The sequence below is a fragment of the uncultured Flavobacterium sp. genome (assembly GCF_963975005.1).
Taxonomy (GTDB): Bacteria; Bacteroidota; Bacteroidia; order Flavobacteriales; family Flavobacteriaceae; genus Flavobacterium.
On sequence record NZ_CAXBFR010000034.1, the window covers coordinates 1 to 24,911 of the forward strand.

Sequence of the window (24,911 nt, forward strand, 5' to 3'; positions counted from 1 at the left end):
TGTGGTAAAGCCAAGTCGTTAATAATCATTCTACGAGCGATGAATGGAATATCAAATTCCTTGATGTTATGACCACATAAAAGATGAGCCGTTAAATGAAAATTTTCATTCAATAAGTTTGAAAAATCTTGTAATATTTTCTTTTCTTCTCCAAAAAAAGAGGTTACTCTAAAATTTCTAATATCACTTTTGTTGTTAAAATACCCAACAGATATACAGATTATTTTACCGAATTCTGCCCAAATTCCAGCTCGTTCGTAAAAATCTTCTGCACTAACTTCGTCTCTTCTTTGGTACTGTGTTTTTTGTTCCCAAAGTTTTTTGGTTTCTTCATCCATTCCTAAATAACTCGTTTCTTGAGGAACAGTTTCAATATCTAAAAATAGAATATTGTTGAGGTTAATTTTTTCAATCATGGTTTTTTATTATTAAAAAGTAAGTGTCTTTTTTCTTTGTTCTTTCCCCTATTTTCTTTCTCCTAACATTGCATAAGCTTCTTCCACATAAGTATATAAATCATTACTATGAGGATCAGTTGCGGTTTGAACTCCTTTTAAATTGCCTAAACGCACAATAATTAAATCATCTTCTGGAATTACTATTACAAACTGTCCTAAATGACCTCTCATGTAAAACAACTCTTTTCCACCAATTTTATGCATCCACCAACCATAACCATATTGTGGACTATTTTCAAAACGAGGGGTAATGCACCTTTTTACAAAAGTTGAATCAAGAATTTGTTCTCCGTTCCATTTTCCATTTTGCTTGTATAGTTTTCCAAAACGCGCAAAATCCCTAGCGTTACTTGCAATACAACAATATGCTTTTTCAATTCCGTCAGGTTCATGATCTAATTGCCATAAAGCATCATTTTCTGCACCCATTGGTTGCCAAAAGTTTTTAGAAACATAATCAGAAACATATTCACCAGTTGCTTTTTCAATACACATGGCTAACAATTGTGTTGCACCACTTAAATATTTGAAAGACTGACCAGGTTTTTCATTGATTTCTAATCCTAAAATCACTTTTTTCAAATCATCATCAAAATAAGCACGAGTTACAATTGAAAAAGGGCTATAATATTTTTCATCCCAATTTAATCCAGAAGCCATTGATGATAAATCACCAACTGTTACATCTTTAGCAAATTTACCTTTTAGTTCAGGGAAAAAATCAGTTACTTTTTGGTCTAGACTTTTTATTTTACCCTGCATTATAGCCTTTCCAAGTGCAGCTGTCACAACACTTTTTGCCATAGAAAACGAATTGGTTTTGGAGTTTTTATCAAATCCATCAAAATAACTTTCGTGCCAAATGCTATCATTCTTAATAATTAAAAATGCAACTGTTTGAAGTTCTTTGTGGGTTTTGGCTAATATTGGAGTTGCTTCAACAGAATTATAATCTTTAGCAATATTCCAAGGTTGTGCTGTTCCTTTTTTGATTTCTCTATTAGGAAAATGTGTGTAGTCTTCTAAAAAAGCGGTTGTATAGCCTCTGAAATAAATGGTTCTAACTGCTCTAAGTAAATAATCTACATCAAAAATATACATTAAAATAATAACGCTTACTAAAACAATAGCAAACCATTTGAAGAGTTTTTTGAGAAATCTCATAGTAAAAAGTTTACAACGAATTTAATGAAATTTCTATACAAAAAAGAGAATTCAAAATAGATTTTAAAATAAAGATTGTTGTTTCACAGGATTTTCATGATCTAACAACCATTTTTTTCGCCACAAACCACCTGCATAACCAGTTAATGAACCATCTGAACCTATAACTCTGTGGCAAGGAACTACAATCCAAAGAGGATTTTTTCCATTTGCATTGGCTACAGCTCTAATTGCTTTTATATCACCTAATTTTATAGAAAGTTCTTGATAAGACATTGTCTTTCCGTAAGGAATATTTAATAGTTCTTGCCAAACTTTTTGTTGAAAAGCTGTTCCTTTTGGATTTAATTTGAAATTGAAATCATTTCTATTTCCTTCAAAATAATCTTGAATTTGGTTTACTGCTTCTTGTAGTTCAAGAGGAATTTTTTTGGAAACTTTTTGTTCCTCATCAAAAACATGAATTTTTGAAATTCCGTTTTCATCTCCAATTATTTCTGTAAACCCTAAAGGTGTTTTGATCAATGCTGTTTCCATAAAATAAATCTAAGGATTATTTTAGAAAAGATCTTCTCTTTTGAATTTGTAATTCAAAAATTCTAACACTTTTTTACTATTGATTATTTTTCCAAGAGATTTTTTTGATTCATCAAATTCAGGCAAAGGCAAATCATTTTCATTCGCTTTTTGGCTATAATATTCTTTTCTAGTTGGGTGATAAGGAGAAACAGCATTCAAAATTAAGTTGTTATGCTGAACATGATTCAGAATCTCACAAATTATTCCAATACAATCTTCTTGATGAATTAAGTTTATAGTAGCATCTGGGTTTTCAATGTCTTTTTTTCCTGCTAAGAACTTTATAGGATGTCTGTCTTCACCGATTAAACCTCCAAAACGAAGAATTGTAGTTTGGAAATTTGAGTTAGAAAGTAATAAACCTTCAGTTTGAAGCAATTGTTTTCCACTTTCAGAATCTGGATTTGGCATTGTATTTTCATCAATTTCAACAATAGGAAAAACATCAGCATAAACACTTGTTGAACTAATAAAAAGAACTTTTTTTACAGTTGATTTTTCAATTTTTGTAATTAATAATTTGATCTTCTTGACAAAGTTTTCTGATGGATTACTTCGTAATTTTGGAGGAATGTCAATAATTAAAACTTCCGAATTTTCTAAAAAGCCAGCTATATTTCCTTTAATTTCAGTTTCAGAAAGCTCAATTTGAAAAGGTTGAATGTCATTGCGTCTCAAAAGGTCTAATTTACTTTCAGAAGTTGTTGAACCTTTTACATCATAACCAGTTTCTATTAACTTTTTAGCTAATGGAAATCCAAGCCAACCGATTCCTAAAATTGAAATTTTTTTTCTTTCTTCTTTCATTTAGCTTCTAAAGTCTAAACTTCTTTTTTAACTAACATTATAAATTCATCTTCCAATAATCTATAGCCTTGATCGTATAGAAAAAAATAAGTATTTCCGGTTTTTGTATTTAAAATACTTGTAAAAAACTCCATATCAAATCCTTTACTTAGCAATTTAGTTTTAGTAGTTTTTCCTTTTCCTTCAGGATTTAAGTCACAAAGAATTCTATAATTTTTACGCAATTTATTATTTATATTACGCATTAAATTATTTTGATCTTTGTTCATTTTGTTGTTGTAAGCATTACGACAACCGTCAGAACAAAACTTTTTGTCTTCTCTACCTATAATTTTATCGTTACATTCTAAACAGTTTTTACTCATAATTTACTTCTTAAAATTAAAAACAACTTCATCTTTAGAATCTTCAAAATAAGCATAAAGTTTTACTTCATTTTCTGAAATATATTCAAAAGTAAAATTATCAAAATACATTCTGTTGCTTTCTTTTTTAATGAATTTAAAATCTTCGGATTCGTCTTTTTCTTCCCAACCGTTTAAATTAGCATCAAAATGTTTGATTTGATATAAAAGAGTTCCATCTTTTTCAACGATATGACCTAATTCATAAAACACTGTTTTTCCTTCTACAACAAGTTTAAAGTTAAACATCATTGAACCACCAAACGGTTTGCTCCAATTTTCTTCATAAGTTCCAGCAAAAGCTTCACCTTTCCAGTTTCCAGCAAGCCATTTTATATCTTGTAAAGTAGCTTTTTCAGAACCTTTTTCATCGTTATAATGTAAAGTGTTTTGAGCAAAACAAAATGTAGAAAAGGTTAAAAACAACAATAGTATTTTCATCTATTTCAGTTTTTTAAGTTGGTATAAATCTGTTCTTCTGTCTTTCATGGTGTTTACACTTCCGTGCTCATGTAATTCTTTCAATAAATTCATGTCAACATCGACAATTAAGGTCATTTCAGTGTTTGGAGTAGCTTCAGCTTTAATTCCGTTACTTGGAAAAGCAAAATCAGAAGGTGTAAAAACTGCTGCTTGTGCATATTGAATATCCATGTTGTTTACTTTAGGTAAATTACCAACACAACCTGCAATAGCTACATAACATTCGTTTTCAATCGCTCTTGCTTGTGCACAATGTTTTACACGTGTATAACCATTTTGGGTATCTGTCAAGAAGGGCACGAATAAAATATTCATTCCTTGATCAGCCATTAGTCTTGATAATTCTGGAAATTCAACATCATAACAAATTACAATTCCAATTTTCCCACAATCGGTATCAAATGTCTGAATCACATCACCACCTGTAATACCCCAATGAAAAACTTCGTTTGGTGTAATGTGAATTTTGCGATACATTTCATTTGTTCCATCTCGTTTGCAAAGGAAACCTACATTATAAACATGGCCATCTTCAATAAAAGGCATACTTCCTGTAATGATATTTATATTGTAAGAAATTGCAAATTCTTGAAATTTTAATTTCACAGCTTCAGTATGACGAGCTAGTTCTTTAATTGCCTCTGCTTCAGATAAATGGTTGTAGTCTGCCATTAATGGTGCTGTGAACAATTCAGGAAATAATGCAAAATCACTTCCGTAACCAGAAACTGCATCAATAAAGAATTCAGCTTGTTCAAATAAGGCGTTTAAATTACTTAATGAACGCATTTGCCATTGAATTAAACCTAATCGAACAATACTTTTTTCGGTATTAATTAATTTTGGACTGTCTTCATAATAAACATTATTCCATTCTAATAAAACTGCATATTCTAGAGATTCTTTATCACCTTCTAAATAATTTTTAAGTACACGAACTTCATGAAAATCATTACTTAACTGAAAGGATAAAACAGGGTCGTAAATTTCTTTTTTCTTAACTTTATCGATGTAAACTTTGGGAGTTATTTCATCTTTAAATTTTCCATAATTCGGAATTCTTCCGGCAAAAATGATTGATTTAAGATTTAGTTGATCACACAATTCTTTTCTAGCATCATATAAACGTCTTCCTAAGCGAAGACCTCTATATTTCGGATTTATAAAAACATCAATGCCATAGATAACTTCTCCGCGAGAATTGTGAGTAGAAAACGTATAATTACCTGTTATTCCTTTATAAGTTCTTGTTTTAAAGGCAAATTCTTCTGTTACTAATATTGATAATGCTGAGCCAACAACAATACCGTCAACCACAATTACTAACTGTCCTTCAGGAAATTTTTTTAACAAAGTTTCTAGTTGATCTTCCTTCCAAAATGATTCTGCCATTTCAGGATAAGATTCAATCATAGATTTTTTTAACTCTTTATAATCTTCTATTTGTAGATTTCTTAATTCAACAGTTTGTATTGTGCTAGGCATATTTTGCTGGTTTTGTTGCAAATATAATAAAATTATTATCCGTTTACAAACGTTTACAAATATTTACAACCGAAAGTAAACAGATAACTACCGAATAAGTTATGAAAGCCGTCTAATCTTTGCACTGTCGAAATGAAACAACGATTATTTCAATTTTAAAATCAATTTTTATTAGACACGAAAATAATTTATATAAACAATTTAAATTTTACACGCCATGAATGCATTAAGAAACAAAGTACAATTAATCGGTCACGTAGGACAAGAACCAGAAATCAAAACTTTTGAAGGAGGAAAAAAATTAGCGAATATTACGCTAGCAACAAACGAAAGCTATACCAATGCAAAAGGTGAAAAAGTAGAAAGTACAGAATGGCATCGTTTAACAGCTTGGGGAAAAACAGCTGATTTGATTGAAAGCTACGTTACCAAAGGAAAAGAAATTGCTATTGAAGGAAAGTTGTCACACAGAAGTTATGATGACAAAGACGGTGTAAAACGATACATCACAGAAGTTGTAATTAGTGAATTGCTTTTATTAGGAAAGTAATTTTTTTAAAGATTGCACGGATTTCATAAATTGAAGTTCGTGCAATTCTTTTTTAACCTTTAAAATTTTAAATCATGAACATAAGAGTTTTCAACATAAGATTAAGTAAAGAGTTTTGCATAGTAGATCAAAACCGAATGAATGAATTTTTAGATAGTGTAGAAGTAAAATTAACTTCAACCAATTTTGTTACAACAGGAACAAACGATTATTGGTCAGCAGTAGTTTTTTATGACTTAAAAACTAAAACAGAAAAATCAAAAGAAGACAAATCAACTTTTGAAGATTTATCTGAGTATGAAAAGGAAATTTTTTCAGCACTAAAGCAATGGAGAAATGATTTAGCGAAAGATTTAGGTTGGTCAGCTTTTAGAATTTGTCACAATGCACATTTATTAGCAATAGCAGAGGCAAAACCACAAAGTATAGTAGAGTTAATTCAAGTAAAAGGTTTTGGCGAAGTTAGAACCGAAAAATATGGAGAAGCTATTTTAGCTGTTTTGAACGCTTTTTAGAAAACACTTTTAGCCGCTCGATAGGTGTTAGCATGAGCTTCAATAATAGTTTTTATCTCTGGGGAATAACCACCACCCATTGAAACTTGGACCGGAATTTCATATTTATAACACAACTCAAAGACTAGTTGATCTCTTTTTTTACAGCCCTCGAGTGTACAACCTAATTTGCCTAATTTGTCAGAAGCCAAAATGTCAACACCAGCTAAATAAAAGATAAAATCGGGTTTTTGTGCTTCAATTAAATCTGGAATTACGGTTGAAATAGTTTTTAGAAATTCATCATCAGAAGTGTTGTCATTAAAAGCAATATCTAAGTCAGATGTTTCTTTTTTGAAAGGATAATTGGTTTTACCATGTGTTGAAAAGGTAAAAACATTTGAATTATTCTGAAATATTTCAGCTGTTCCATTACCTTGATGTACATCTAAATCGATAATTAAAATTTTTTTGACTAATTTTTTGACTAATAAAAATTTAGAGGCAATGGCTTGGTCATTTAGCATACAAAAAGCTTCTCCATGATTTGAATAGGCATGATGTGTTCCACCAGCAATATTAAAGGAAACTTTTGACTCAAAGGATTTTTGAGCACCAATTATGGTTCCCTGTGTAATTCTTAATTCGCGTTCTACTAGTTCTTTTGAAAGTGGGAATCCTATTTTTCGAGCAGCTTTAGCGTTTAATGTGAGCTTTAGTAAATCATCTACATATTCTTTTGTGTGAATAGCTAAAACATGACTTAAATCGCAAGTTTCAGGTGCAAAAAAATCGGATTTTAAAGCTGTTCCTTCATGCAATAATTGTTGTGGTAGCAAATCATATTTCAACATAGGAAAACGATGTCCTTCTGGCAAAGGATGTTTATATATGGGATGAAATGCTATTGGAAACATATAGAACTAGTCTAGAACATTCAAAACTTCTTTCACATTTGAAAGTGCTAAAAAGTTTTTATGTTCAATTTCGAAATCAATTTTTTCATATTCCCAAGTCGTGTGATAAGGAATGTGAATTCCAAAACCACCTAAATTTAGAATGGGTAAGACATCAGATTTTAACGAATTTCCGATCATTAAGAAATCATTTGCTTTGCATTCTAAACGGCCAAACATTTTGGAATAGTCTAATTCGGCTTTGTCACTCAAAACTTCAATATGGTGAAAATAATGTCCAATTCCGGAATCGTGTAGTTTTCTGTGTTGGTCTTTCAAATCACCTTTTGTAGCAACAACTAATTTGTACTTGCCATTAAGTTCTTTTAAAACGTCTTCTACATTTGGTAATAATTCAACAGGTTTTTGAAGTAAGTCTTTTCCAATGGTAATAATTTGTTCAATACCTTTTCCAGAAATTTGATGATTGGTTAATTGCAAAGCAACCTCAATCATGGAAAGTGTAAAGGCTTTTATTCCAAAACCATATAGAGGTAAGTTTTTAACTTGATGGTTTAAAATTAAACCCAAAATCTCTTGACTAGAAGCATAATCCTGAAACAATTGACAAAAACGTTCTTGGGCTTCATCGAAATAAGGTTCGTTGTGCCAAAGAGTGTCGTCTGCGTCGAAAGCTATTATTTTTGGATTCATTTTTTAATTAGAAAATTTATAAAATTCATATTTTAAACTCTTCTTGTCATATCCTCCAAGATATAACTCTTCGTTGATTTTAAAGACAATTTGTTTTTCAATTTGTTCATTATTGTGAATAAACAATCTTAGTTTATCAAATGGATTTTCTGCTATTTCTTTTGGAAGATGATTAAAATTTTCATCAAAAAGACAGTTAACATACATTACTTTTCTATTATTATAAGAATTAACATTTTCAACAGAATAACTTGAAAGTAAAGAACCTACTAATGACCCAGAAAACCCACCAATAATACCTCCATATGAAGAAGCATAATTATCTTTAATAGGAGAAACTCCTCCAACAGTCATTAAAACGGTATTGTCTTTTTTGTAAAATGAAATTGCCGGAAATTCGCTGATTATTTTTCTCAAGAATTTGTTTGTGTTGTCTAAAATTCTTTTGTTTTTGATATTACCATTTTCTTGAATAATGTCGGAGTTTTTAAATTTTATTTCCTCTTTATCATTTATTTCAAGTGTCTTAATCTCAATATTATCAAGTGTTTTAATTAAAATAAGCATTTTGTCATTATTCATTTTAAGTTGAATAATTTTATTGTCAAAAATAAACGAATTAGAATCAACAATGCCAAATTCAGTTTCTTTTACATAAGGTTTACTGTAAATATTTTGGTTAGATGTAAAATCTTCTAAGTTTATTGTTATTGTTTGAGTACTTGTAAGCGAATTGTCAAAAACCAATATCATTTGATTATCAATAATATAACATTTTCTTTTTTCTGAACTTTTTATTAAAGATGGAGGCATTTCAGTTAATATTTTTTCCATATTATAACTAAGATCTCTTCCTCTTTTTTCTGCGATTAAATTCCAAAGTGTTGAGGTCCTTCCTTCTGAATTAAAAAATCGTTTATCGTCAAATGAAATTGATTTTTTTATCACTTTGTCTTCAAAACTATAAATATTTAAAGTGTTTGAATCTCTTGTAATAGTGATTGTGTAAAATTTTGAACCTAAAGTAATTCGGTTAATTATTTCTTCATTTTTCAATTCATAAACCACATCTTTCGTAGTGACTTTTTGTGATGTAAAATCTATGTTTTGTTCTAAAACATCGTTTTTACTATTCCAATAAATCGTATAAACATTAGCATTGTTTTTGAATCCAATAATTGATTTGTATTTTTTATCAGGTCTTGCAATATTGAATTGTGTATTAACTTCTAGTTTTTCATTTAATTTAATACATTTCATGTTTTCTTTATCAAAGAAAAACAATGCGTTTTCATTTGTTTTAGCATCAAAAATATTTAAATATTCAGTGTTTTTGTTTAATTCAAGAGAAAACTCTTGAATTAAACTTTGACTATTTGCAAAATAAAAACTAGTTACAATAAGAAGATAAATAATTTTTTTCATTTTTTCTATTAACTGATTAAAGCACCATTCATAACGCCATCAGCATCTGGATTTACAAAAACCAGCTTCCCTTCTGCATTGTTGGTCATTAAAATCATTCCAGCACTTTCAACACCACGTAATGCTCTTGGCGCAAGATTTACTAAAACAGTAACACGTTTTCCAATAACTTCTTCTGGAGAAAAATGTTCAGCAATTCCAGAAACTATTGTACGAACATCAATTCCTGTATCAACTTTTAACACTAAAAGTTTGTTGGCTTTTGGCATTTTTTCTGCTTCTAAAATTGTTCCAACTCTAATATCTAATTTAGAGAAATCTTCAAAAGTCGAAACTTCTTTTTGTGGCTCTGCTTTTGCATTTTCCATTTCATTTGCTTTTTTAGTTGCTAGTAATTTATCAACTTGTTTTTGAACGTCTTCGTCTTCAATTTTTGAGAAAAGTAATTCGGCTTGACCAATTTTATGTCCTGCAATTAGTAAATCTGAATTTGTTGAAACATCATTCCAAGCTAATTTACAGTTCAGCATATTTTCTAATTTTGTTGAAGAAAAAGGCAAGAAAGGTTCAGCTAAAACACTCAAAGCTGCTGCAATTTGAAGCGCAACATACATTTGTGTTTTTACTCTTTCTGGATTTTCTTTCACCATTTTCCAAGGTTCTTCGTCAGCTAAATATTTATTTCCTAAACGAGCTACATTCATCATTTCTCCTAATGCTTCTCTAAAACGATAACGTTCAATGGAACTTGAAATCACATTAGGATAAGCTTTTAGTTCCGTTAAAGTTGCTTCATCTACTTCAGAAAATTCATTTGGACTTGGAACAATTCCATCATAATATTTATTCGTTAAAACCACAACACGATTGATGAAGTTTCCAAAAACAGCTACTAACTCGTTATTATTTCTTGCTTGAAAATCTTTCCAAGTAAAGTCATTGTCTTTTGTTTCAGGAGCATTTGCTGTTAAAGCATAACGCAAAACGTCTTGTTGGTTTGGAAAATCTTGTAAATATTCGTGTAACCAAACGGCCCAGTTTTTTGAAGTCGAAAGTTTATTTCCCTCTAAATTTAAAAATTCATTCGCTGGAACATTATCAGGTAAAATGTAACTTCCTTCTGCTTTTAACATTGCTGGAAAAATGATACAATGAAATACAATATTATCTTTTCCGATGAAGTGTACTAATTTTGTATCAGCATCTTTCCAATAAGGTTCCCAATCTTTTCCTTCTTTGGCTGCCCATTCTTTGGTTGAAGAAATGTAACCAATTGGAGCATCAAACCAAACGTATAATTTTTTTCCTTCAGCACCTTCCACAGGAACATCAATTCCCCAATCTAAATCACGGGTTACGGCTCTTGGTTTTAGACCATCGTCTAACCATGATTTTACTTGACCCAGGACATTTGTTTTCCAGTCCTTTTTATGATCTTCTAAAATCCATTTTTGAAGAAAATCTTGGTATCTATCTAAAGGTAAAAACCAGTGTTTTGTTTCTTTTAATATAGGAACTTCTCCTGTAATTGTAGATTTTGGATTAATTAAATCCGTAGCATTTAAAGTAGAGCCACATCTTTCACATTGATCACCATAAGCTTCAGGATTATCACATTTTGGACAAGTACCTGTTACAAATCTATCCGCTAGAAATTGGTCAGCTTTTGCATCGTATAATTGCTCGGTTACTTCTTCAATAAAATCACCTTGATCATATAATTTTCTAAAAAATTCTTGAGCAGTATCGTGATGAATTTTAGAAGATGTTCTTGAATAATTATCAAATGAAATTCCGAAATCTATAAAAGATTGACGAATAATTCCGTCATATTTATCAATTACTTCTTGTGGTGTAATGCCTTCTTTTTTTGCTTTCATAGAAATGGCAACACCGTGTTCATCACTTCCACAAATAAAAGCAACATCTTCTCCTTGTAATCTTAAATATCTTGAATAAATATCACTTGGCACATAAACTCCAGCTAAATGACCAATATGAATTGGACCATTAGTGTAAGGTAAAGCTGCTGTAATTGTATATCTTTTTGGATTTTGTATCATTATGATTTTAATTTGAGTACAAAAATAATTGTTTAACTATGAATTATCGAATTTAATTTAGATTTTGTTTACTTTTGAGATAAAGAAATCTGACAATGTATCGATTTACTTTTTTAGTGCTATTAATTTTTAACCTTTCTTATTCCCAAAAGAAGATGAAAATCCCACCTTATTTAAAAAAAGGCGACACCGTTGCTATTGTTTGTACTGCTCGAAAATTTTTTCCAGAAGATGCCATTCCTGCTAAAGAATTGTTAGAATCTTGGGGTTTAAAAATAAAATTGGGAGCAACAATCGGATTAGATAGTTGTCAATTAGGAGGAACTGATATAGAAAGGGCTGCAGATTTTCAAAACATGATGGATGATGAAAACATCAAAGCAATTTGGTGTTCACGTGGCGGATATGGAACTGTTCGAATGGTTGACTTATTAGATTTTACCAAATTTAAGAAAAACCCGAAATGGATTATGGGTTTTAGTGATGTCACTGTTTTACATTCACAAGCCAATGCAGAACGAGTAGCCTCTTTGCATTGTATTATGCCTTTTACAGTGCCAAAAGCTTCTGATGAAGTTAAAGAAACATTAAGAAGAGCATTATTTGGAGAACATATAGAATATTCAATTCCTTCAAAATCATATGATATTCAAGGAAAAACTTCAGGTGAATTAGTTGGAGGAAATTTATCAATTTTATATAGTTTGCTAGGATCAAAATCTTCTTTAGACACTAAAAACAAGATACTTTATATTGAAGATTTAGACGAATATTTATATCATATTGATCGAATGATGCAAAACATAAAACGCAATGGTTATTTTGAAAACTTAAATGGATTAATTGTTGGAGGAATGACTGATATGCATGATAATGAAATTCCGTTTGGACAAAACGCGGTACAAATTATTACTGCAATTGCAATAGAGTATAATATTCCTGTTTGTTTTGATTTTCCTGCTGGACATATGAAAGATAATCGAACACTTGTTTTAGGAAAAGAAGTTGATTTTGAAGTAAATGAAAAGGAAGTCGTTTTAAAATTTAAAGATTAATTTTTGGAACACTGATTTGAGAAATTAAAGAAATTTTAAAATATAAAACTAACTGAAGACTGAAAAACAATGGCAGAGCATAACGAATTAGGACAATTAGGAGAAGATTTAGCTGTTGATTTGTTGCAAAAAAACGGTTATGAAATTCTCGATAGAAATTGGCGTTTTCAAAAAGCAGAAGTAGATATTATTGCGCAAAAGGCAGGAATTTTAGCTGTAGTTGAAGTCAAAACGCGATCTAGTTTAGAGTTTGGATTACCACAAGATTTTGTAAAACCAAAAAAAATCCAATTACTGGTAAAAGCTATAAATGAATATGTGATTAGTAGAGATTTAGATGTAACGGTTCGGTTTGATATTATTGCCATTCATTATACCAAAACCGCTATTGATATTGAGCATATTGAAGAAGCTTTTTATTATTTTTAAAATATATTGTTATAACTGTAACAATTTGTTTTTATTTTGTATCATTGCAAAAATTTTTATAAATGAAGACCGTATCATCTTTTGTAGAGCATTATTTAAAAACAAAACCGTTTTTATTAAATTCATTATCTGAAGGAATAATTAATCTTACTTCTTTAGCTAGGAATATGATGCCAGAAGTGGAAAAACAATTGGGTAAAGACATTAAGCAAGGTGCTGTTGTAATGGCTTTAAAGAGGTTAACAGAAGAATTAGATTTTAAAATAAATCATAAAGTTATTAAAGTAATCAAGAATATTGGTGAAATAACAGTTCGTTCTTCTTTGAATGATTATATTTATGCTATTTCTGATTCAATTTTGAATAAACATGCCGAATTAATTACAAAAATCAATCTTCAAAAAGATATTTTTTATACTTCTTCCCGTGGTGTTAATGAAATTAATATTGTGTTGAGTAATTCAATGGATAGAACTATTGAAGAACTTTTTACTGGAGAAAAACAAATACAAAAGTTAAAAGATTTATCATCTATTACTATAAAACTACCCAATGAAAATGTAAATGTGCCTGGTGTTTACTACTACATTTTTCAACGTTTAGCTTGGGAAGGTATTGTACTTTATGAGGTGATTTCGACTTCAAATGAATTTACTTTTTTAGTAAGTGAGCAACAAGTTGATATTGCTTTTAGAGTTATTAAGGATTTAAAGAATGTTTAACTAAAACCGTTGCATCAATTCCAAAGCCTTATTAATACTTTTTACATTATCAAAAGTTAGCAATAAGCGTAATCCGTTTTTAGTGTCTTTTTCTTTTAGTTTGCAAATGTTTCCATTGTGTTGCACAAATTGCATAACTTTTATAAATCGTTGGGATTGATAAAAATTAGATTGCTGATCACTTATGAAATAACCAATCATTTTACCTTGTTTCATGATTAGTTTTTCTAGACCAATTCGGGTTGCAATCCATTTTATTCGAACACTATTTAAAAGAGCAATTGCTTGTTTTGGTAAAGCTCCAAATCTGTCAATTAGTTTTTGTTCGAAAGCTAGTAATTGTTCTTCGGTTTTTATAGTTCCTAATTCGTTATACAAAGCCAATCGTTCAGAAACACTATTGATATAATCATCTGGAAATAGCAATTCAAAATCAGCATCAATCAATATGTCTTTTACAAATTCTTTAGTTTCAATATCGTTTTCAGTTACATATAAATCCTTGAATTCGTTTTCTTTCAATTCATCAATTGCTTCATTCATGATTTTTTGATAGGTATCAAAACCAATATCATTCATAAAACCACTTTGTTCACCACCTAATAAATCTCCAGCGCCACGGATTTCCAAATCCTTCATCGCAATGTTAAATCCACTTCCTAATTCGCTGAATTGCTCTAAAGCATTAATACGTTTTTGAGCTTCACTTGTCATCATTGAATAAGGTGGCGTTATAAAATAACAAAACGCTTTTTTATTACTACGACCAACTCTTCCACGCATTTGATGCAAATCTGACAAACCAAAATTATTTGCATTATTGATGAAAATCGTATTCGCATTTGGTACATCTAAACCGCTTTCGATAATAGTTGTAGCTACTAAAACATCAAATTCTCCTTCCATAAAAGCTAGCATTAATTCTTCTAACTTTTTACCATCCATTTGTCCGTGACCAATTCCAACTCGTGCATCTGGCACTAATCTTTGAATCATTCCAGCGACTTCTTTGATGTTTTCTATTCGATTATTAATAAAGAAAACTTGACCATTTCGCTGAATTTCATAAGTAATAGCATCACGAATTAATTCTTCACTAAAACGAATAACATTGGTTTCAATCGGATAACGATTTGGTGGTGGCGTTGTAATTACAGATAAATCACGCGCAGCCATCAAAGAAAACTGCAAAGTTCTCGGAATTGGAGTTGCCGTTAGTGTCAATGTATCCACATTTGCAGCAATGGTTTTTAATTTATCTTTTACGTTAACCCCAAACTTTTGCTCTTCATCCACAATCAATAATCCTAAATCTTTAAAAACTACATTTTTATTGACTAATTGATGGGTTCCAATGATGATATCAACTTTTCCTTCAGCTAATTCTTTTATGGTTTCAGCTTTTTGTTTCGCAGTTCTAAATCGGTTTAAATAACTCACCGTTACAGGCATTTCTTTCAAACGTTCTGTAAAAGTTCTATAATGTTGATAAGCCAAAATCGTAGTTGGAACTAAAATAGCAACTTGTTTTCCATTATCAACAGCTTTAAATGCAGCACGGATTGCGACTTCTGTTTTTCCAAAACCAACATCACCACAAACTAATCGATCCATTGGTCGTTCGTTTTCCATATCAGCTTTTACATCAGCTGTAGCGGTAATTTGATCGGGTGTATCTTCATAAATAAAAGAACTTTCTAATTCTTTTTGTAAATAACTATCCGGTGCAAATTGAAATCCTTTTTCCAATCTTCGTTTCGCATACAATTGAATCAAATTAAATGCAATATGTTTTACACGAGCTTTAGTTTTTTGTTTTAAAGTTTTCCAAGCACTGCTTCCTAATTTGTAAATTTTTGGAGCAATTCCGTCTTTTCCATTAAACTTCGAAATCTTGTGTAAGGAATGAATACTTACATAAACGATATCATTATCAGCGTAAGCGATTTTAATAGCTTCTTGGGTTTTTCCTTCAACCTGAATTTTTTGTAAACCACCAAATTTTCCAATTCCGTGATCAATATGTGTAACATAATCACCAACATTTAAAGAAGTCAACTCTTTAAGTGTAATCGTTTGCTTTTTAGAGTAATTACTCTTGATGTTGAACTTGTGATAACGTTCAAAAATTTGATGATCAGTATAACAAGCTATTTGTAATTCTTCATCAATAAAACCTTGATAAATTGATAAAACAACTGTTTTATATTGCTTTCTTACACTTTCGTGATTTTCCTCATCCAAATCTTCAAAAATATCATGAAAACGATTGGCTTGATTTTGATTGGAACAGAACAAATAATTCTTAATTCCGTTGAAATGATTTTCACTTAAATTATTCAGTAATAAATCAAATTGCTTATTAAAAGAAGGTTGAGGTTGAATGTGAAATTCAAATTCCTTCGTTGTTTTGAATAAAGCGGTGTTATTTAATTCAACTATATTGAAATTTAGCGCTTGTTTTAAAAATTGCTCTTGATTGACAAACAATTCTTTTGGTTGAGCGTGTTTGATATCTTTCGAAAGTTTATCAAAAGCTTCAATGGCTTTTGCAAATAATTTATCTAATTGATTGCAAACTAATTCTGTATTCTGAGTAAAAATGACAGTTTTATCATTGATGTAATTCAGAAATGTTTCACGATTTTCATCTAAAAACTTATTTTCAACATTAGGAATAATTGAAATTTTCTTTAGTTTTTCAACTGAAAGTTGGGTTTCTACATCAAAACTTCTGATGCTATCAACTTCGTTTCCAAAAAATTCAATTCTGTAAGGATGATCGTTAGAAAAAGAGAACACATCAATAATTCCGCCTCGAACCGAAAATTCTCCTGGTTCAGTTACAAAATCTACTCTTTTGAAATTGTATTCAAAAAGGGTTTCGTTAATAAAATCAATTGATAATTTATCGTTTATGGAAACCTTTAAAGTGTTTTTTTCTAATTCTTTTCTTGTTACCACTTTTTCAAATAAGGCTTCTGGATAAGAAACGATAATTGCAGGTTTTTTTCTTGAATTTATTCGGTTTAATACTTCTGCACGAAGCAAAATATTAGCATTATCTGTTTCTTCAATTTGATAAGGTCTTCTGTATGAACCTGGATAAAACAATACATCATTTGTATTGATAAGCGATTCTAAATCATTTAAATAATAAGCCGCTTCTTCCTTGTCATTAAACAAGAGCAGAAAAGGTAATTCAGTTTTTTCAAAAAGTGCTTGAATCACAAAGGAAATCGAAGAACCTAATAAACCTTTGGCATGAATTTTTTGATTTTGTTGCACTAACGATTCTGCAAAAGCAGAAATTTTTGCAGATTTTAGATAAGAATTGGCTATTTCAGGTTTCAAAAAACTATTTTTTATTTATAAAAGGAGATTTCCTTTTGTTTAGTGAATTATTTATAGAATCTTGCTGTTTCATTTTCTCCATCATCAATTCAGGGTTTGCATTTCTAGCAGTATCTAAAGCTATAATCATGTATTCTTCACCAACTTCTTTGGGTATTCTTTTTTTAACAATAATTTCTTCCCATTCACCAACTAAAGCACTAATTTCTTCGTTTATTTCGGGAATTAACGCTTTAATTTTGTTTTGAGGCACATCTGTTAAATGAATAAATGTATCAAGCATTTTAATTTTCGTATTTAAAGCTGCAATTCTACTTTTAACTTGAGGTTTGTCAAATTGAGGTGGAATATTTAACTGAAGGGAATCAATTTTTGAAGATATATTCTTAGTTTTCAATTGAAAAGCCGTTAAATTGCTTTTTGGTTTTTGATTTACTTCAATAACAAATTGTTGCCATTCATTCCAATTAGCAACTTCATTTTGTGCTGTTGGGGAAAGTGTTGGTGTTTTTAAATTCCACACCGAATTAACCAAATTAAAGGTTTGGGTGTTTTTCGCAATAATTTTTTCGTTTTCAGCTTTTGTATTATCTTTTTCACACGAAAACAAGAAAATTGATAGAAATAAAACGGCAATAGATTTATACATACATTTCAATTGGATTACAAATGTACAAATGTTTAAAAAAACAAAGTATAGTAATTAGCATAAGTTAACACAATTTGGCAAAAAAATTAAAAGCAAGCAATTCAGGAACATAGCTTTGGTTTTTGAGACTTCTTAAATCAAAAGTGTTGATATTGAGAAATTTTTAAACATTTAGCAAAAAATTAGGGCATAATTCTACAATTCAATACTTGAATATACTATATTTGTGTAGCAAAATTTAAAGGGATTTATGAAAACAAAAGTTTTAATTATCGGTGCTTGTGGACAAATAGGAACAGAACTTACCAAAAAACTTCGTGAGATTTATGGTATAGAGAATGTAGTAGCTTCAGACATTAGAAAATTAAACATAGATGTTGTCAATAATGGAATTTTTGAAGTTGTAAATGCCTTAGATTATAATCAAATTGATCATTTGGTTGAGCAATATGAAATTACAGATGTATATTTGATGGCAGCATTGTTATCAGCTACAGCTGAAAAAAATCCGGCATTTGCTTGGGATTTGAATATGAATTCGCTTTTTCACGTATTAAATATTGCTAAAGCAGGAAAAATTAAAAAAGTTTTTTGGCCTTCAAGTATTGCTGTTTTTGGACCAACTACACCAAGACAAAACACCCCACAATATACAATTATGGAACCTTCAACGGTTTATGGGATTAGTAAACAATCTGGCGAACGTTGGTGTGAATACTATAGTAAACAATATGGTGTTGATGTAAGAAGTATTCGTTATCCAGGATTAATTAGTTGGGTTTCAGAACCAGGTGGTGAAACAACAGATTACGCAGTTGAGATTTACCATCAAGCTATTTTGACGGGAAATTATACTAGTTTCTTATCTAAGGATACTGCTTTGCCAATGATGTATATGGATGATGCAATAAAAGCTACCATCCAAATTATGCAAGCGCCCGAAGAAAAAATAAAAATTCGTTCATCTTATAATTTAAGTGGAATGAGTTTTACTCCAGAACAAATTGCTTTAGAAATTAAAAAACAATATCCTGATTTTATAATGAGCTATGAGCCCGATTTTAGACAAAAAATAGCAGATAGTTGGCCAGCAAGTATTGATGATTCATGTGCAAGAGAAGATTGGCATTGGCAAAATGATTTCAATATAGAAAACATGACAACTGAGATGTTTAAAAACTTAAAAGAACATAAATACAACAAATAGTTTTATTTACTTTTTTCTTTAATAATTTTATCTTCAATGGCAGATTTTATTGAAATAACTTCATTTGTCTTGTCATTTGGAATAGTCATAGAAAGAACATAATGTTTGATTTTCCAATCATCATTTATTCTAACTAAAACGCCTGAACCTCTACAGATTTTCATTTGCGTATTTAATAATTCATCAAACCAAGCAGTTTTTCCATCAGTAGAAAAATAAATATTTCTTTCAAGTGATGTGAAATCCCAAGCTTTTCCTTTGTCAAAAAAAGGTTTTGAAAAGGCCATGAATTCTTTTTTGTTCCAGTTTTCTGTTGCATCAGTTCCTATGAAAATGCCATCATCGGCAATTGCATCAAAATAGGAATCAAAATTAGTTTCGGCAGCATCTTTATGCCACTTATTAAGTATTGAGTTGATCTTTAATTTCTCAGTATCCTGAGACAATTCTTTTTTAACAGCACAAGAATTTAAAATTATAACAGTTAAAATATATAGAATAGACTTTTTCATTTTAGGGATAAATTAATTTTAAATGTACAAAATTATTTTACCGCTATTGCAAACTGTTAAAATTTTTCATCATGTTGCGATAAATCAAGACCAATTCTTTCAGAAGATTCGGAAACTCTTATTGGAATTATACTATTTGTAATTTTAAAAAGCAGCATTGAACCAAAAAAAGTAAATAAAGACACCAAAACAAGAGCAGTCATGTGATGTCCAAAAACAGTCCAACCACCGTGTAAAAGACTTGCATTTTCACCTTGAGCAAAAATAGCGGTTAAGATCATTCCCATTATTCCACCAATTCCGTGACAAGCAAACACATCTAAAGTGTCATCTATAGCTTTTAATTTTTTCCAGTTCAACATTTTGTTTGAGACAATTGCTGTAATAAATCCAAAAAAGATGCTTTCTGGAATTGTTATAAATCCAGCAGCAGGAGTAATAGCAACTAACCCAACAACAGCACCAATACAAGCTCCTAAAGCCGAAACTTTTCTACCATTTATTCTGTCAAAAAATATCCAAGTAATCATAGCAGAGGCAGAAGCTATAGTTGTTGTAGCAAATGCCATCGCAGCTGTTCCATTTGCAGCTAATGATGAACCTGCATTAAAGCCAAACCACCCAAACCAAAGCATACCAGTTCCTAATAAAACAAAAGGAATATTTGTTGGAATATGTTCATTGTTTTTACGTTTTCCTAAAGTTAAAACTCCAGCTAATGCAGCAAATCCAGCGCTCATATGCACAACTGTTCCACCTGCAAAATCTTTTACGCCAAAGTAAGCACCCAATAAACCATTTGGATGCCATACCATGTGACATAAAGGAGTGTAAATAAATAAAGTAAACAAACAAATAAATAATAAATAAGAGATAAATCGAACTCTCTCGGCAAAAGAACCAGTAATTATAGCAGGAGTAATTACAGCAAATTTCATTTGAAAAAGGGCAAAAAGGACAAACGGTAAGGTTGATGCTAGGTTTTTGTGAGGTAAAACACCAACATTGTTAAAAAAGGCAAAATCAAAAGGGTTTCCTATAACGCCATAATATGTTCCATCAATAGTAAATCCAATAGAAGAGCCAAAAGCCAAACTAAAACCAACTACAACCCAAACCAATGAAACAACACCTAGGCAAATAAAACTTTGAAGCATAGTTGAAATAACATTTTTTTTACCAACCATGCCTCCATAAAAGAAAGAAAGACCTGGAGTCATTAATAACACAAAAGATGACGAAGTTAGAAGCCAAGCAACATCAGCGACGTTAATTTCTGACTCAGGTAAAAATTGCTCTTTTAAATTATTAGATGGAGTCCAAAACAAACTTGTTATCGCTAAGATTGTTATAATACCAAAAGAAACTATCCATCTTTTTTCAATTTTCATGCTAATGCCCTTTAAATTTTAGGGTAAAATTAATAAAATATGTCTTTAATTGCTTTTTGAGTTAAAAAAAACAGGGTTGAGGTTTAATTTTTATCATATTTATATTTAAATGAATGATTTTTGTCAAATTATTGTTTTTTCAGGGCTAAATTATTTTTAAATACAATGTTTCTAAAATTATCTACAACTCAAAAAATATGTTACATTCGCACGTTATTTGTCAATTCAGATAACTTATACAATGAACGATAGTTTTGAAGAATTGATTTCAAGTTATATTGATAGTAAAATAGGTATTTCTAAAGATTTTTTAAATGAAGCTTTAGCAAATAGTCTTAAAAATAATTTGCTTAAATTATACAAAGACGAAGAGTTAAAATCTGCAGGCATTGGTCATTTTGGCACGTTTGCAAAAAATAAAGAAATCCGTAGTGATGTTATTTATTGGTTAGACAAAGAAAATAACAACCCACATGAAATGGAATTTTTTGCTCTAATTGAAGACTTTATTACTTACCTAAATAAAGAATGCTTTACGGGAATAAAAAGTTATGAATTTCATTATGCTTTGTATAAACCGGGAACTTTTTACAAACGACATTTAGATCAATTCCAAGACACGAGTAATCGTCAATTTTCTATGATAACTTATTTAAATGTGGATTGGAAAGAAGGTGATGGAGGTGAATTAAAGATTTATGATGGCAAAAAATCACAAATAGTTAGTCCAATAAATCGTAAAACAGTTTTTTTTAAAAGTAATGAGTTGGAGCACGAAGTTTTAGAAACCAACCAATTACGCTTAAGTATAACAGGTTGGCTTCGAAAAGATCTTATTGATGTTATCGTTTCATAGCAAAGTGAGATTTAAATTCTTTTGCTTCACCATTTTTATTGAAATAATTAACTACAAACCAATAATCTGTAGCTGGCAAATCAATTCCGTTTAATTTTCCATCCCATCCAAAACCAGAAGTTTTAAACTGTTTAATAAATTTACCATAACGATCAAAAATTGAAACTATAGCATTTGGACTATCTCTTAAATCCCAAATATTCCAAGTGTCATTATAACCATCACTATTTTGAGTAAAATATTTAGGATATTTTAAAACAGTAGCCGTTATAAATATGTCATTACAATTCCCTAAAACATCTCTTACATAAATAATATGTTCGCCAGACGAAACATTGTTAAAGACATTACTAGATTGAAAGCCACCTGTGTTATCTAATTGATATTCGTATTCACCATAACCATTTAAAATATTTACAGTTATTGAAGCGCTATCATCAAAGTCAGTTGAAACTACTGCTTCAGCAACTGCATAACTAGATTGAGAAACTAAGACAGTTGTAGTAGCATAATTACAATTTGAACCAGAATCTGGAGTCAATTTGATGGTTTCAATGGTGTATGTTCCAATTTGGGTAGCGTTATAAGATGGGCCAGTATAGATTAGAGTGTTGTTAAAATACCAGTTAACTGTAAAAAGTAAAGGGCTTAAGTTTGTATTTATAAATGCCGGTTGAATAACATCATTAGTTATTGGGTCAATGCATATAAAAACATCTTCTAAACCTAAATCTAATAAAGGATAAATAGTTAATGAAAATGAAGTTTCATCACTACAATTTAGGTTGTTGAAAGCTGTTGCATAAACATAAATAGTGTATGTTCCTGGTGTAGTTAAAGTATAGTCAGCTAGATTTATAATGTCAATTCCATTTTGACCCAAATAATAATTTACATTATAAGTTGAATTGTCTAAAGTAGGTAAAGTATAAGTTCCACATTTTAGAATATTTGTAAAACTTGGTAAAACTGGAGTTTCAGAAATAGTAATAGTAAACGATGTCTCATCACTACAAAAAATTCGACCACCATTCTGTGCATAAACAAAGACCGTGTATGTTCCAGGAATATTAAAGGTCAAATCTGAAGCTAGTATAGGATCAATACCACCAGATTGCCAGAAATAATTTCCAATTGTTAAAGCAGGTAAAGTGTAACTATCACATTCTGTAATGTCACTAAAAGCACCTATTTCGATGCTTAAGATATTTACTTGAAAAACGGTTTCAGCATAACAACCATTAGCATCTAATGCCTCATTGAATATATAAATAATTTGAGTTGTATCAATTGTAGTTCCATTTGGAATTGCAGTTCCATTTCCAGCAGGCTCAGTGTAATATGTTCCGTTTGTTAAATTTGGTAATACAAATGGATTACATTTAAAAATATCTGTAAAATTTTCAACAGGAGGCAGAGGAACAATTTCAACATTAAATAAAGTTTGATTAGAACAACCATTTAATACATCATAAACATATAGGGTTTGAGTTGTAGAAATTATATCTCCAGCATTTAACATTGTCCCACCACCATTTGTGGCAGTATAATAATTTCCACCCGACAATATAGGTAATTCAAATGGATTGTCTGCACATCTAATTACGTCGTCTAAATCATCAACAACTGGTTTAGGTTTTATTGTAATTGGTAAAGTATATGTTGAAGTACAATTAGGTGTTGAAGTTGTATTTGCAAAAACATAAATAGTTTGAGAACTTGTAATTACAGTCCCTGCAGAAATAATAGAGCCTTGACCTCCAATTTGTGTAAAATAATTACCGGCAGCTAAAGCTGGTAAAGTATAACTTCCACAAACAGCTTTAGGAGTTGGTTGGTTTAAAATAGCAACATAAAAGGAGGTTTCATTAGTACACGTGCCATCATTTGCAAAAATATAAATAGTAGCAGTTGTTGTAATATTATTTCCTGCAAATAAAGGTGTACCACCACCATTGGCTTCTGTAAAATAATTACCATTTGTAATTACTGGTAATGTATGGCTTGCACATGTTATAACATCACTCAGAGAGTCTACCGGAGGTAGTGGGTGTATTATTAAAGGAAATGCCTGTTCTCTACAGAAAACACCATTAAATGTGACATAAAAATAAATGGTTTGATTTGTTGTAATTATTGAGCCCTCAGGAATAAGTACTCCGTTTCCAGTTGGGCCACCAATATCTGAGTAAAAAGCACCTGCTTTAGGTTTTGGAACGATAAATTGACCACAATGTTCTAAATCAATTTCATATTCATCCATGAATGTTGCTAAAAATGAAGTTTGATTAGTACATCCATTTGCATCAGGGCCGTTATAAATGTAATAAGTTCCTGTTTCATCAATTATGTCATTTACATTTAATTGGATACCAGTGCCATTTGGACCAGTATAAAATGTTCCGTTTGTTAGAGCCGGGAGTGTAAAATTTTCACAGGCAATTACATCTGGAATTGAATCCACTTGAGGTAAAGGGTTTACGATAATTTGAAAACTAGTTACCGCAAAGCAATTTGAATTTGTAGTACTTTCAACTCTTACCCAAACTGTTTTAGGAGAAGTTGCTAATGTTATAGTTGTTGACGAACTTATTGCATTTGTATTGTTGGTTGCGTCAGCTTCTGAATTATAATAAGTAATAGTTAAATTACTTGAATTTTGTCCATTCAGTATTTGACTGTTTTGAGTTGTTAAATCTACAGTTAAAGAAGCGGCAGTATTGCATAAACTTATATTATTTGGTTGATTAGCTATAACTGGGTCGTTCACCAATAAGTCAAATGAATATTGAGCATTACAAAATGTATTAGTGCTTATGTTTAAAAGCTTGATGTATATTGTTTCATTACCACTACTCGCATAAGTATTTAAACTGGAGGAAGGAATTGGGTTATTCGCATTTACATTTGCTATTGAATTGTAATAAAAAATTTGATACTGGCTTGAATTAACGCCTAAAGCGGCAGCGTTATTCTCAGTTAAATCAAATGTATAATTGCTAGTTCCATTGTTACAGAGGTATATGTCTTGAGGAGTATTAACTTGTAAGTCAGTAAAAACGATTGTGTCAGTTAATTGACACGTTGAGCCTGTTTTAACAATTGTTACTGTGTAAGTTCCGGCTTGTGTAATGTTTAAAGTATTATTTGTTTCTCCGAGAATTATAGCTCCATTTGATGTCCATGTATGATTGTATTCCGTAGCATCTAAGCC

23 protein-coding genes are annotated in these 24,911 nt (G+C 30.4%); 7 read left to right on the forward strand and 16 right to left on the reverse strand.

What is annotated here, in order from left to right; all coding sequences use genetic code 11:
- The 7 genes from AACZ53_RS05950 to AACZ53_RS05980 form a co-directional block, all read right to left on the reverse strand.
- A partial coding sequence (locus AACZ53_RS05950) for a 3'-5' exonuclease (RefSeq protein ID WP_339835782.1) occupies nt 1-416 on the reverse strand: 416 nt, incomplete at its 3' end.
- A gap of 48 nt (nt 417-464) precedes the next feature.
- On the reverse strand, nt 465-1,622 hold the full coding sequence (locus tag AACZ53_RS05955; RefSeq protein WP_339835786.1) for a serine hydrolase: 1,158 nt from the start codon (nt 1,620-1,622) through the stop codon (nt 465-467).
- 63 nt (nt 1,623-1,685) lie between these two features.
- Nucleotides 1,686-2,159 carry a methylated-DNA--[protein]-cysteine S-methyltransferase gene (locus AACZ53_RS05960; RefSeq protein WP_339835788.1) on the reverse strand — a complete coding sequence of 158 codons (474 nt, stop codon included), beginning with the start codon at nt 2,157-2,159 and terminating at the stop codon, nt 1,686-1,688.
- Nucleotides 2,160-2,180: 21 nt separating this feature from the next.
- Complete coding sequence (locus tag AACZ53_RS05965; RefSeq protein ID WP_339835790.1) at nt 2,181-3,008, reverse strand: SDR family NAD(P)-dependent oxidoreductase; 828 nt, start codon at nt 3,006-3,008, stop codon at nt 2,181-2,183.
- Nucleotides 3,009-3,022: 14 nt separating this feature from the next.
- Nucleotides 3,023-3,373, reverse strand: a complete 351-nt coding sequence (locus tag AACZ53_RS05970) for a hypothetical protein (RefSeq protein WP_339835792.1) — start codon at nt 3,371-3,373, stop codon at nt 3,023-3,025.
- A 3-nt stretch (nt 3,374-3,376) separates the two neighbouring features.
- Nucleotides 3,377-3,853 carry a DUF6265 family protein gene (locus AACZ53_RS05975; protein WP_339835794.1) on the reverse strand — a complete coding sequence of 159 codons (477 nt, stop codon included), beginning with the start codon at nt 3,851-3,853 and terminating at the stop codon, nt 3,377-3,379.
- The gene (locus AACZ53_RS05980) at nt 3,854-5,380 is read right to left on the reverse strand and encodes a carbon-nitrogen hydrolase family protein (RefSeq protein ID WP_339835797.1); all 1,527 of its coding nucleotides are present in this window, start codon (nt 5,378-5,380) and stop codon (nt 3,854-3,856) included. It abuts the gene before it with no gap.
- Nucleotides 5,381-5,597: 217 nt separating this feature from the next.
- On the opposite strand from AACZ53_RS05980, the gene ssb reads away from it, so the two are divergent.
- Entirely contained in the window at nt 5,598-5,930 is a 333-nt protein-coding gene (ssb, locus tag AACZ53_RS05985) for a single-stranded DNA-binding protein (protein WP_026717678.1), read from the forward strand.
- A gap of 74 nt (nt 5,931-6,004) precedes the next feature.
- The gene (locus tag AACZ53_RS05990; protein ID WP_339835799.1) at nt 6,005-6,445 is read left to right on the forward strand and encodes an HRDC domain-containing protein; all 441 of its coding nucleotides are present in this window, start codon (nt 6,005-6,007) and stop codon (nt 6,443-6,445) included.
- Here AACZ53_RS05990 and AACZ53_RS05995 read toward each other — a convergent pair.
- Genes AACZ53_RS05995 through metG form a run of 4 tightly spaced genes read right to left on the reverse strand, consistent with a single transcriptional unit; the run spans nt 6,442 to nt 11,522 of the window.
- Nucleotides 6,442-7,341, reverse strand: coding sequence for a histone deacetylase (locus tag AACZ53_RS05995; RefSeq protein WP_339835801.1), 900 nt, complete (start codon nt 7,339-7,341; stop codon nt 6,442-6,444). The two genes, AACZ53_RS05990 and AACZ53_RS05995, sit on opposite strands and share 4 nt — an antisense overlap.
- 6 nt (nt 7,342-7,347) lie before the next feature.
- A complete protein-coding gene (locus tag AACZ53_RS06000; protein ID WP_339835804.1) occupies nt 7,348-8,034 on the reverse strand; it encodes an HAD family hydrolase in 687 nt (228 codons plus the stop codon).
- A 3-nt stretch (nt 8,035-8,037) separates the two neighbouring features.
- Entirely contained in the window at nt 8,038-9,459 is a 1,422-nt protein-coding gene (locus tag AACZ53_RS06005; RefSeq protein ID WP_339835807.1) for a hypothetical protein, read from the reverse strand.
- Nucleotides 9,460-9,467: 8 nt separating this feature from the next.
- The gene (gene metG, locus AACZ53_RS06010; RefSeq protein ID WP_339835809.1) at nt 9,468-11,522 is read right to left on the reverse strand and encodes a methionine--tRNA ligase; all 2,055 of its coding nucleotides are present in this window, start codon (nt 11,520-11,522) and stop codon (nt 9,468-9,470) included.
- Nucleotides 11,523-11,677: 155 nt separating this feature from the next.
- Here metG and AACZ53_RS06015 point away from each other — a divergent pair, with 155 nt between their 5' ends.
- The 3 genes from AACZ53_RS06015 to AACZ53_RS06025 all read left to right on the forward strand — a co-directional run bounded on the left by AACZ53_RS06015 (nt 11,678) and on the right by AACZ53_RS06025 (nt 13,728).
- Entirely contained in the window at nt 11,678-12,577 is a 900-nt protein-coding gene (locus tag AACZ53_RS06015; RefSeq protein ID WP_339835812.1) for an LD-carboxypeptidase, read from the forward strand.
- A 69-nt stretch (nt 12,578-12,646) separates the two neighbouring features.
- Nucleotides 12,647-13,006: a YraN family protein gene (locus AACZ53_RS06020; protein WP_339835815.1), complete on the forward strand. Its 360-nt coding sequence runs from the start codon at nt 12,647-12,649 to the stop codon at nt 13,004-13,006.
- Nucleotides 13,007-13,068: 62 nt separating this feature from the next.
- The gene (locus tag AACZ53_RS06025) at nt 13,069-13,728 is read left to right on the forward strand and encodes an aspartate kinase (RefSeq protein WP_339835819.1); all 660 of its coding nucleotides are present in this window, start codon (nt 13,069-13,071) and stop codon (nt 13,726-13,728) included.
- Here the strand turns inward: AACZ53_RS06025 and mfd are convergent, their stop codons facing one another.
- Nucleotides 13,729-17,040: a transcription-repair coupling factor gene (mfd, locus tag AACZ53_RS06030; protein ID WP_339835839.1), complete on the reverse strand. Its 3,312-nt coding sequence runs from the start codon at nt 17,038-17,040 to the stop codon at nt 13,729-13,731.
- A gap of 46 nt (nt 17,041-17,086) precedes the next feature.
- Nucleotides 17,087-17,731 (reverse strand): hypothetical protein, encoded by a 645-nt coding sequence (locus AACZ53_RS06035; RefSeq protein WP_339835822.1) that lies wholly within the window; start codon nt 17,729-17,731, stop codon nt 17,087-17,089.
- A 250-nt stretch (nt 17,732-17,981) separates the two neighbouring features.
- Here AACZ53_RS06035 and AACZ53_RS06040 point away from each other — a divergent pair, with 250 nt between their 5' ends.
- Nucleotides 17,982-18,938 (forward strand): NAD-dependent epimerase/dehydratase family protein, encoded by a 957-nt coding sequence (locus tag AACZ53_RS06040; RefSeq protein ID WP_339835826.1) that lies wholly within the window; start codon nt 17,982-17,984, stop codon nt 18,936-18,938.
- A 2-nt stretch (nt 18,939-18,940) separates the two neighbouring features.
- Here AACZ53_RS06040 and AACZ53_RS06045 read toward each other — a convergent pair whose 3' ends face one another.
- Together AACZ53_RS06045 and AACZ53_RS06050 are read right to left on the reverse strand one after the other, a co-directional pair.
- Nucleotides 18,941-19,450, reverse strand: coding sequence for a nuclear transport factor 2 family protein (locus tag AACZ53_RS06045; protein WP_339835829.1), 510 nt, complete (start codon nt 19,448-19,450; stop codon nt 18,941-18,943).
- A 56-nt stretch (nt 19,451-19,506) separates the two neighbouring features.
- Nucleotides 19,507-20,841, reverse strand: a complete 1,335-nt coding sequence (locus AACZ53_RS06050; RefSeq protein ID WP_339835831.1) for an ammonium transporter — start codon at nt 20,839-20,841, stop codon at nt 19,507-19,509.
- Between the two features lie 241 nt (nt 20,842-21,082).
- Here AACZ53_RS06050 and AACZ53_RS06055 point away from each other — a divergent pair, with 241 nt between their 5' ends.
- The gene (locus AACZ53_RS06055) at nt 21,083-21,697 is read left to right on the forward strand and encodes a 2OG-Fe(II) oxygenase (RefSeq protein ID WP_339835834.1); all 615 of its coding nucleotides are present in this window, start codon (nt 21,083-21,085) and stop codon (nt 21,695-21,697) included.
- Here the strand turns inward: AACZ53_RS06055 and AACZ53_RS06060 are convergent.
- A partial coding sequence (locus tag AACZ53_RS06060) for a T9SS type B sorting domain-containing protein (RefSeq protein WP_339835836.1) occupies nt 21,684-24,911 on the reverse strand: 3,228 nt, incomplete at its 5' end. The genes AACZ53_RS06055 and AACZ53_RS06060 overlap by 14 nt on opposite strands.